8 protein-coding genes are annotated in these 8,708 nt (G+C 44.4%); 2 read left to right on the top strand and 6 right to left on the bottom strand.

The genetic code is table 11. The features are described from left to right. From NI455_RS09300 to NI455_RS09280, 5 genes are all read right to left on the bottom strand, one after another. Nucleotides 1–90: GTP-binding protein (locus NI455_RS09300; RefSeq protein WP_072292276.1), on the bottom strand; the 90-nt coding region annotated here is incomplete at its 3' end. Nucleotides 91–182: 92 nt separating this feature from the next. Beyond that, nucleotides 183–2,318 carry an elongation factor G gene (gene fusA, locus NI455_RS09295; RefSeq protein WP_005251123.1) on the bottom strand — a complete coding sequence of 712 codons (2,136 nt, stop codon included), beginning with the start codon at nucleotides 2,316–2,318 and terminating at the stop codon, nucleotides 183–185. Nucleotides 2,319–2,446: 128 nt separating this feature from the next. Next, on the bottom strand, nucleotides 2,447–2,917 hold the full coding sequence (gene rpsG, locus NI455_RS09290; RefSeq protein ID WP_004279240.1) for a 30S ribosomal protein S7: 471 nt from the start codon (nucleotides 2,915–2,917) through the stop codon (nucleotides 2,447–2,449). A 180-nt stretch (nucleotides 2,918–3,097) separates the two neighbouring features. Next, nucleotides 3,098–3,472, bottom strand: coding sequence for a 30S ribosomal protein S12 (rpsL, locus tag NI455_RS09285; protein WP_002050319.1), 375 nt, complete (start codon nucleotides 3,470–3,472; stop codon nucleotides 3,098–3,100). A 156-nt stretch (nucleotides 3,473–3,628) separates the two neighbouring features. Continuing rightward, entirely contained in the window at nucleotides 3,629–5,113 is a 1,485-nt protein-coding gene (locus NI455_RS09280) for an EcsC family protein (RefSeq protein ID WP_253113789.1), read from the bottom strand. Nucleotides 5,114–5,386: 273 nt separating this feature from the next. Between NI455_RS09280 and NI455_RS09275 the strand changes: the two genes are divergently transcribed. Both NI455_RS09275 and NI455_RS09270 read left to right on the top strand, forming a co-directional pair. Next, complete coding sequence (locus NI455_RS09275; RefSeq protein WP_004730606.1) at nucleotides 5,387–6,616, top strand: beta-ketoacyl synthase N-terminal-like domain-containing protein; 1,230 nt, start codon at nucleotides 5,387–5,389, stop codon at nucleotides 6,614–6,616. Nucleotides 6,617–6,639: 23 nt separating this feature from the next. Beyond that, on the top strand, nucleotides 6,640–7,092 hold the full coding sequence (locus tag NI455_RS09270; protein ID WP_004279237.1) for a CopD family protein: 453 nt from the start codon (nucleotides 6,640–6,642) through the stop codon (nucleotides 7,090–7,092). 57 nt (nucleotides 7,093–7,149) lie between these two features. On the opposite strand, the gene NI455_RS09265 is transcribed toward NI455_RS09270, so the two are convergent. Next, nucleotides 7,150–8,580: an amino acid permease gene (locus tag NI455_RS09265; RefSeq protein WP_253113784.1), complete on the bottom strand. Its 1,431-nt coding sequence runs from the start codon at nucleotides 8,578–8,580 to the stop codon at nucleotides 7,150–7,152. Between the last annotated feature and the right edge of the window lie 128 nt (nucleotides 8,581–8,708).

Raw genomic sequence — 8,708 nt, 5'->3', positions numbered from 1 at the left:
AGCTGTTAAAGTTGTTTTACCATGGTCAACGTGACCAATTGTGCCCACGTTAACGTGTGGCTTATTACGTTCAAACTTAGCCTTAGCCATGAGATCTTCCTTTTTAAACTACTCATGCAGGATCACTGCATGAGCACTTGGGTTTAACTATGAATTAGTTTGGGCTTATAGTAATCGAAAGATTACTCGTCGTCACCTTTTTTACCGCCAGATTGGAACTTAGAAATGATGCCTTCAGCCACGTTACGTGGAGTTTCAGCATATTTAGCAAATTCCATAGAGTAAGTCGCACGACCTTGAGACATAGAACGCATATGAGTTGCGTAACCAAACATCTCAGCCAATGGAACTTCAGCACGAATGGCTTTAGTACCACCAGGAAGATCGTCCATACCCTGAACCATACCACGACGACGGTTTAAGTCACCCATGATATCGCCCATGTAGTCTTCTGGAGTTTCTACTTCAACTTTCATGATCGGTTCAAGAAGGATAGGATCCGCTTTCATGAAACCATCACGGAAGGCATAAGAACCCGCCATTTTGAACGACAATTCGTCAGAGTCGACGTCATGGTAAGAACCATCAAACAATGTCGCTTTAATGCCAACTACTGGGTAGCCAGCCAAAACGCCATTCTTCATACGTTCTTGAATACCTTTGTCAACCGCGCCGAAGAATTCTTTAGGTACAACACCACCTACAACTTCTTCAACGAATTCGTAATCTTTTTCAGATTCAGGATCCATCGGTTCTAAACGTACGTATACGTGACCGAATTTACCTTTACCACCTGTTTGACGTACGAATTTACCTTCTTGCTCAACAGACTTTTTGATCGTTTCACGGTAAGAAACCATTGGCTTACCAATGTTCGCTTCAACACCGAATTCACGCTTCATACGGTCAACAATGATGTCAAGGTGAAGCTCACCCATACCAGCAATAATCGTTTGACCAGATTCTTCGTCTGTACGAACGCGGAATGATGGATCTTCTTTCGCCAAACGACCTAAAGCAACAGACATTTTTTCTTGGTCAGCTTTAGTTTTAGGCTCAACTGCAAGTGCAATTACTGGCTCTGGGAATTCCATACGCTCTAGTGTAATGATGTGGTTTTCATCACATAATGTATCACCAGTAGTCGTATCTTTAAGACCTACACATGCCGCGATGTCGCCCGCACGAATTTCTTCGATGTCATGACGATCGTTTGCGTGCATCTGTACGATACGGCCAACACGCTCACGCTTCATTTTTACTGGGTTATAACACGGGCTACCCGCTTTAAGAACACCAGAATAAACACGTACGAACGTTAAGTTACCAACGAATTTGTCGTTCATGATTTTGAACGCTAACGCAGCAAACGGTGCTTCGTCAGACGCTTCACGAGAACCTTCAGACTCAGCTTTGTCATCAAGGATACCCTTGATCGCTTCAACGTCAGTCGGTGCTGGCAAGAATTCAATTACTGCATCCAACATACGTTGAACACCTTTGTTCTTGAACGCTGAACCACAAAGCATTGGTTGGATTTCGTTCGCTAATGTACGCTTACGGATACCGCCAACGATTTCTTCTTTAGTAAGCTCTTCGCCTTCTAGGTACTTGTCCATGAGTTCTTCTGATGCTTCCGCAGCAGCTTCAACCATGTTAGTACGCCATTCTTGAGCTAGCTCAAGTAATTCAGCAGGGATTTCGCCATATTCGAACTTCATACCTTGAGATGCTTCATCCCAGATAATCGCTTTCATTTCGATTAGGTCAACAACACCCTGGAAGTTTTCTTCTGCACCAATTGGAACAACGATTGGCACTGGATTACCGCCAAGACGTGTTTTAACTTGTTCAACTGCACGGAAGAAGTTCGCGCCAGTACGGTCCATTTTGTTAACGAACGCAATACGTGGAACTTTATATTTATTTGCTTGACGCCATACAGTTTCTGACTGCGGCTGAACACCACCTACAGCACAGTAAACCATGCACGCACCGTCAAGAACACGCATAGAACGCTCAACTTCGATCGTGAAGTCAACGTGTCCCGGGGTGTCAATTACGTTAATACGGTGTTGTTCGAACTGGTTGCCCATACCTTTCCAGAAGCATGTTACAGCTGCTGAGGTAATGGTAATACCGCGTTCTTGCTCTTGTTCCATCCAGTCCGTAGTTGCCGAACCTTCGTGAGTTTCACCAAGTTTATGGCTCTCACCTGTGTAGAACAAAATACGTTCAGAAGTGGTTGTCTTACCTGCGTCGATGTGCGCAGAAATACCAATGTTACGGTAACGAGAAATTGGGGTTTGACGTGCCATGATTTCTAGCATTCCTAAATTTTGTTGTTTAAAACAGGACGCTTTAAGCTGCATAGCAACTTAAAGCGCTTTGGTGACAGAACCATGACGGTCTTGTCACCCTCCTGAATAGGGCCTGTTTTATCTGCTTAGAAACGGTAGTGAGAGAATGCTTTGTTGGCTTCAGCCATACGGTGCACATCTTCACGTTTCTTAACCGCAGCGCCTTTGCCTTCAGATGCATCAAGCAACTCGCCAGCAAGACGTAAAGCCATAGTTTTTTCAGAACGCTTAGCAGCAGCATCTACTAACCAACGCATCGCTAGAGCAGTACGACGGGATGGGCGTACTTCCATAGGAACTTGGTATGTAGCACCACCAACACGGCGTGCTTTTACTTCGACCATAGGACGAACTTTTTCAAGAGTAGTCTCAAAAAATTCAACTGGGTCTACTTTAGATTTTTCTTGAACGCGGTCTAAAGCACCGTAAACGATACTTTCAGCAATAGATTTTTTACCATCTTGCATTACGTGGTTCATGAATTTAGCGATTGTTTGGCTGCTGAACTTAGGATCCGGAAGGATTTCACGAGCAGCGACTACGCGACGTCTTGGCATTTTAAACTACCTATAAAGATGACACTTCAGGTTTATCCAGCATGAGTACAAAGTGTCATGTACTACTCGCTGGCCTTACTATACGTCGCTTGGAATTTTCACAAAATTAATGCAGAAATCAGACAAGCGAGACGATAAAGGATTGCGGTTCTACGTTCTTAAAATTTAATTCTTAACGAATTATTTCTTAGGACGTTTAGTACCGTATTTAGAACGAGACTGGTTACGATCTTTAACACCAGCACAGTCTAAAGAACCACGAACGGTATGGTAACGTACACCTGGTAAGTCTTTAACACGACCACCACGGATAAGAACAACACTGTGCTCTTGTAGGTTATGGCCTTCACCACCGATGTAGCTAGAAACTTCGAAACCTGAAGTTAAGCGAACACGGCAAACTTTACGCATTGCTGAGTTAGGTTTTTTAGGTGTAGTTGTGTAAACACGTGTACAAACACCACGGCGCTGTGGACAAGCCTTCAACGCAGGAACTTTAGATTTTTCAACTAAAGTCGTACGACCCTTGCGGATCAACTGATTTGTTGTTGCCATTTGGCAATTCTCCCGTTAATAAAAAGCCCCAAAAAACTACTACTTTTTGAGGGCATGCAATTGTAATTCAAGATGCAAAATTGGTCAACCTACTCAAGCCAAGCAAATGCCGTTTCTCACGACATTTGCTTGCTTTTATTTACCTTCAAAATTCGCTTATTTTTTTGAATTTTTACCAGCTTTTTTGGTCACGTCTTGAGCTTCAGATTTAGTTTCCGAGTTTTCTTGATCCTCTGCACCCTGCTGTGAAGTCTCTGTAGCAGCTTCCGCCTCGTCAGCAGCTTCTGGATGCAGTTCAGCTTCGATTTCCGGATCAAATGAAGTTTTGGATAAAGCCGGTTGTTGCGACTGCTTATCTGCCGCAGGTTCAACCAACTCATCGTTGAGTGCCTCCAGCCCTTCACTCACCTTTTCATCTTTCTTCACTTCTGCTTCTTCAGAGCTTAGATCATTCTGCTCTTTTTTGACCAGCTTGACTTGGGTAATCGTGTTATTGCCTTCAATCGCAATATCTTTATCCATGATCAGATTATCTTTCGCAGGCTCAACTTCGTGAGAGGCACCATTTAGGAGTTTCGGAGTTGCCTGTTGCAACAAACTGACTGCTTTTTCATAGGCAGCATAAGGAGACAATTGCGAATCCTGATGCTGAATCAGGTATTGGCGTGCATGCGAGAATGCTTCCTGAGCTTTCTGATTTACATCCTCGACAAAACGATGGCTATATACAGCACCAATACCAGCACTCGCCAGAGGCGTCAGTTTGGTTAATCGCTCCAGAATCGAAATTTTTGGCAGATGATTCATCCATTCCCATTTAGCCTCTCCCTCATGACGACTTAACCATTGCTTGATGGCGCTGACATCATTATCAGAACCTAGCATAGCTTGGAGCTGGGAGATATCATGAGTTTTAAGCGTATTACTTAAAGCTTTTAAACCTAATAATAAGGTTTGCTTTTCCGCAATCAGGCTCAAGTCAATCTGTCTAAAGATATGCTGGACGATTTCCTGATCATCTTCTTTACTCAGGTCAAAACCATAAGAGCGACCGACTTGATAAATGGTACGCAATGCCATCAGTAAAGAAGCGGGAATATCGATCGCGGTACCAAGCATCCCTGAAGCCCCACTTACTGCCCCCTGAACCGTCGCAATCCATTTGTTTTGTTCACCCAAAGCCTGTGAAATTCGCTTGGATCGATCGACGTCCTGAGTGAGTTCCTCTAAATCTTTCGCTCCCGCTTCATTCAGAATGGCATCAACCGAACTGGTTTGATTACTAAATTGATTCAGACGATCATAAAAGTAGTTAGACACTTTTTCGGTTAAATCGGGAGAAACAAAATGCGCGACATTATTCACGGTATTAAAACGGCGTCCGAGAAGTTGGCGCGATACATTTGGAAGATGCTCGCGAAGCATTTGCTGAGGATTGTCATATTTTTTAGCTGAAAAAGCGCTTTTCGTCTTCGCCGAACCATCAATCACCTGATCGGAGCTGGAAGGCTTCAGTGCTTTAGTCACCGAATCCGGCGCAACATGATTCAATAAATCCAATCCGGTTGAACTGAACTTTTTCGCCACTCCAAAGGCATTCGAAATCAGACCATTAGATTGTTTATTATTAGCATTTACCATTTTTTACCTCAGCATTCATGTGCTTGTATTTGGTATAAATACTAGGTGTAGTCAGCGTTTATCTCAACTTTATTCTGTTTCATTTAGTAAAACCCCTACACGCCGACTCACAAAGTCAACCGACTGTCACACGGCATAACATTTGCCATAAGATTTCAAAAGTCTTTCTGCTATCATGTTCCCCATCATGAAATAAGGCTAAGCGCTGCATTGGGCGATTTTAAAACCCAGATATCTGCCGCTGAGCATAGAGCAAACTATAAGGATCTGTAGATGAAACGTGTTGTCATCACTGGCATGGGTATTAACTCATGTATTGGTAATACATTAGAGGATGTAAACCATTCTTTACAAAACGGGATTTCAGGAACACGTTTTAATCCGACTTATGCTGAACTCAATTTCAAAAGTCATGTCAGTGCTGCAGCCGAGCAGGATTTTGACGGGATCGACCGCAAACTGAAACGCTTTATGGGCGTATGTGCGATGTATGCATATAACTCAGCTCTTGCTGCAGTGGAACATGCCGGTTTAAAAGTTGAAGATCTAGCTGGCAACCCACGCTATGGTATTGCAGGTGGTTCAGGTGGCGGTTCAACTGCTTCCGTTATTGAAATGAACGAATTATTGCAAACCAAAGGTGCGCGTAAAGTTGGTCCTTTCTTTGTACCACGTAATATGACCAATACCATTACGGCCAACGTGGGTGTCGCTTTTAAACTGCAAGGTGTGGCACATACCATTACCAGCGCATGTGCAACCTCTGCGGATGCGATTGGTTATGCCTACAACCTGATTCAACTCGGCAAACAGGATTTAATGCTGGCAGGTGGCGGTGAAGAAGATCACTGGTCACAAAGCTTGTTGTTTGATGCGATGGGCGCACTTTGCTCTAAATACAATGACAGCCCTGAAACAGCATCACGCCCTTATTCTGCAGACCGTGACGGTTTCGTGATTGCCGGTGGTGGTGGTTTTGTGATCCTTGAGTCTTTGGAACATGCGCAAGCGCGTGGCGCAAATATCTTAGCTGAAGTGGTTGGTTATGCTGCAAACAGTGATGGTGCTGATATGGTTGCACCATCTGGTGAAGGTGCAACACGTTGCGTACTGATGGCTTTAGAAGAAGCCAAACAACACGGTGTCGATAAAATTGACTATGTAAATACACATGGTACTTCTACTCCAGCGGGTGACATCACAGAACTTAAAGCAATGGAACGTGCTTTCGGTGAAGGTCAGGTTCCTCCACTCAGCTCAACCAAGTCAATGACGGGTCACAGTCTTGGTGCTGCTGGTGTTCAGGAAGCGATTTATTCGGTTCTGATGATGCAAAATGACTTTATTGCTCCAAACATCAACGTGACCGAGCTGGATGAAGGCGCGAAACCGTTTGATATCGTGCTTGAAAAACGTGACGCAAAATTGAATACTGTGATGAGTAACAGTTTCGGTTTCGGCGGCGTAAATGCTTGTCTCATTTTCAAAAAATGGGAAGGCTAAGCTGCCCAATTTAGGGTGACTTGATGGATGCTCCTTCTGATGCTTTCTTGTGGGTAAAAGCATTACATATTATTGCAGTGGTTTGCTGGTTCGCGGCTTTGTTCTACTTGCCACGGCTGTATGTTTACCATGCCATGAGCGAAGATGCCGTCAGTCATCAACGCTTTGAAGTCATGGAACGTAAGCTGTACCGTGGCATCATGTGGCCAGCCATGTTGGCTACCTTGATTACGGCGCACTTTTTGGTGGATTGGGGTGATGCAACGCGTCACTATCATGAAGCCTTATGGTTTTACCTTAAAGTCGGCCTGGTCGGTTTATTGGTGATTTACCATCTAGTGTGTGGTTATTACCGCAAGAAGCTGATTGATAATGCACATTACAAGTCACACAAGTTTTGGCGTTATTTTAATGAGATGCCAACCCTGATCTTATTTGCCGTGGTGATTTTAGTGGTAGTTAAACCTACTTTCTAATTCACCTGCGCAATCAAAAAATCCCCGATCAGTCGGGGATTTTTTATGTCTGAATATTTAAGGATTACCACGCTGACGCATACGTGGCTTATACAGCAGACGATAGGTCACTGCCAGAATAATCAACCATAAAGGACTGATCATCAGAGCCTTTAAGGTATCGGGTTCCAGACTTAAAATAATCAAGGCGAATAACAGGAATGCCAATATCACATAAGACATCCACACTCCACCCGGCATTTTAAAGGTCGAGGCGGCATGCTTTTGCGGTTGCTGCTTACGGTAACGGATGTAGCACACCATAATGATGCTCCAGATACTAATAAACAGGATCACACACAGCGAACTTGCCAGAGTAAAGGCTTCCATGGTGTTTGGCACAAAATACTGAAATGCTGCCCCCAACATAATAAAAGCACAGGAGAAAAATAACCCTGTGGCTGGTACAGCTCTGCTAGATAACCGCGCCAAAGCTTGAGGTGCTTGTCCGTCACGTGCCAGACCAAACAACATACGGCTGGTCGAGAATACGCCACTGTTCATAGAGGACATCACTGACGACAACACCACCAGGTTCATGATAATGGCTGAAGTTGGAATACCGGCATACAGGAACAAACTCACAAAAGGACTTTGATCCGCAGGAATCAGATGCCACGGTGTGACCGACATGATCATCAGCAATGACAATACATAGAACAGAATGATCCGCGTAGGAATAGCGTTGACCGCTTTGGGTAAATTCTTTTCCGGATCTTTGGTTTCTGCCGCCATGGTGCCGAGCAGTTCCACCCCGACAAAGGCAAACATGGCAATCTGGAAACCTGCCAGAAAACCGGTAAAGCCTTTGGGAAATAATCCACCACCATGTGCCCAGACATTACTAAAGCTGGCGACAGCGCCACTCGGTGCCTGAAAACCGCTAAACACCATATAACCACCGACAAAGATCAAACCGAGAATGGCTAAAATCTTGATTAGCGCAAACCAGAATTCAATCTCACCAAACAGTTTTACCGTGACCAGATTAATCGCAAGAATAAACAGCACACAGCCAACACTAATCATCGCCTGCCCCATCGGGGTAAAAGCCATGCCTTCGGGCAGCCAGAAACTCAGATAGTTAATAATCGCCGCGAGATCAGCAATCCCTACCAGCACCCAACCCAGCCAGTACGACCAGCCAATATAATAGCCAGCACCTGGCCCGATCAAGTCATGGGCCATATCAATAAAGGATTTGTAATGCAGATTGGATAGCAGCATTTCACCCAACGCACGCATCAGGAAGAAGAACATGCCACCAATGATCATATAAATGATCAAAATTGAAGGGCCTGCCAGGGAGATGGTCTTTCCCGATCCCATAAACAGGCCGGTACCGATACAGCCACCAATGGCGATTAACTGCAAATGTCGGTTAGAGAGTTTTCGTTGCAACTCATGCGGCGACGATTTTACGTCTTCTGTGCCCGGGGTGGTTTTCATTTTTACATCCTTTTTAATCTTTACAACAGCATCAAGCTGAATTTACAACGTTCAGTCCTCGAACGCTTATTATGACATTTTCATACTTTTTACTGCGCTGTTCAGTGAGATTTACTGCACTAAAACGA

Origin of the sequence: Acinetobacter lwoffii (genome assembly GCF_024129435.1) — a bacterium.
In the GTDB taxonomy this organism is placed as follows: Bacteria; Pseudomonadota; Gammaproteobacteria; order Pseudomonadales; family Moraxellaceae; genus Acinetobacter; species Acinetobacter lwoffii_F.
Note: the sequence above shows the minus strand (reverse complement) of the source record. Positions and strands in the feature narration are given on the sequence as shown.

What these genes read in the sequence shown, in the direction of transcription:
- NI455_RS09270 (WP_004279237.1), top strand. Translation starts at nt 6,640, where the DNA reads ATGGATGCTCCTTCTGATGCTTTCTTGTGGGTAAAAGCATTACATATT.
- NI455_RS09275 (WP_004730606.1), top strand. Translation starts at nt 5,387, where the DNA reads ATGAAACGTGTTGTCATCACTGGCATGGGTATTAACTCATGTATTGGT.
- fusA (WP_005251123.1), bottom strand. Translation starts at nt 2,318, where the DNA reads ATGGCACGTCAAACCCCAATTTCTCGTTACCGTAACATTGGTATTTCT.
- rpsG (WP_004279240.1), bottom strand. Translation starts at nt 2,917, where the DNA reads ATGCCAAGACGTCGCGTAGTCGCTGCTCGTGAAATCCTTCCGGATCCT.
- NI455_RS09280 (WP_253113789.1), bottom strand. Translation starts at nt 5,113, where the DNA reads ATGGTAAATGCTAATAATAAACAATCTAATGGTCTGATTTCGAATGCC.
- rpsL (WP_002050319.1), bottom strand. Translation starts at nt 3,472, where the DNA reads ATGGCAACAACAAATCAGTTGATCCGCAAGGGTCGTACGACTTTAGTT.
- NI455_RS09265 (WP_253113784.1), bottom strand. Translation starts at nt 8,580, where the DNA reads ATGAAAACCACCCCGGGCACAGAAGACGTAAAATCGTCGCCGCATGAG.